Below are 901 nucleotides of genomic sequence, written 5' to 3'. Positions count from 1 at the left end.
TCGATCGCTTCATAGTCCGGTCCTCTCCTCGGGCCGGACTCTAGCATCAGATGGACGAGTTATCGGGGGTCAGAGCACACCGTTCGGTCCCGTCAGGCCGAACCCGAAACCGTTGCCCTTCGCGCGGTGCTTCTCTGCATAGGCCTGCAGGTAGCCCCAGAGATGGTCCGACAGGGTGTAGCGCGCCTGCACACGGCCCCGCTCGTCTAGAAACTGAGGATCCCGCTCCGAGCCGTCCTCCCGGTGCAGGATGGAACCGAAGCGCGGACCTTCCTCGGCCGGTGGCAGCTACATGTCCTGCAGCTCGACGTCGAGCCCGAGATCGCCGCGCACGGCCGCGATGAAGATCCGCTCGCGATGCTGCGGGACGAAGCTGCGCGCGTCGATGACGCGGTGATCCATCCTGTAGCCGAGCTCCTCCGTCAGCACCGAGCGGATGACCCGGAAGGTGTTCCCACGGTCGTGCGAGAGCAGGTTGCGCACGTTCTCGAGCAGGACGACCTTCGGCCGCTTCGCCTCGATAATCCGGGCGACGTCGAAGAACAGCGTTCCCTGTGCTTCACAGGCGAAGCCGAGCGCCCGGCCCAGCGCGTTCTTCTTCGACACCCCGGCAATCGAGAAGGGCTGGCAGGGGAAGCCCGCGAGGAGCACGTCGTGATCCGGGATGGAGGCCGGGTCGACCCTGGTGATGTCGCCTTCGAACCGATGCTCCGGTCCGTCACGGAAGTTGGCCCGATAGGTCCGCTCGGCGAAGCGATCCCACTCCGAGGTGAACACGCAGCGTCCCCCGATGGCGCCGAACCCGCGCCTCAGCCCGCCGATTCCTGCGAACAGGTCGCTGAACCGTGACCTGCCCCCCGGAAGTTCCCTCGCTGTGATGTAGAGTCTGCCCAACCTGAGA

Annotated in this window: 2 protein-coding genes; both read right to left on the bottom strand. The window is 65.8% G+C overall.

What is annotated here, in order from left to right; translation table 11 throughout:
• Window positions 1–69: 69 nt before the first annotated feature.
• The gene (locus tag FL625_RS18545) at window positions 70–192 is read right to left on the bottom strand and encodes a hypothetical protein (RefSeq protein WP_290426962.1); all 123 of its coding nucleotides are present in this window, start codon (window positions 190–192) and stop codon (window positions 70–72) included.
• A gap of 96 nt (window positions 193–288) precedes the next feature.
• The coding region (dcm, locus tag FL625_RS18005) for a DNA (cytosine-5-)-methyltransferase (protein ID WP_290426961.1) at window positions 289–901 on the bottom strand (613 nt) is incomplete at its 5' end.

The sequence above is a fragment of the Tabrizicola flagellatus genome, from assembly GCF_008271465.1.
Taxonomy (GTDB): Bacteria; Pseudomonadota; Alphaproteobacteria; order Rhodobacterales; family Rhodobacteraceae; genus Tabrizicola; species Tabrizicola flagellata.
The sequence above is the reverse complement of the archived record's forward strand: the minus strand, read 5'-3'. Positions and strand labels throughout refer to the sequence as shown.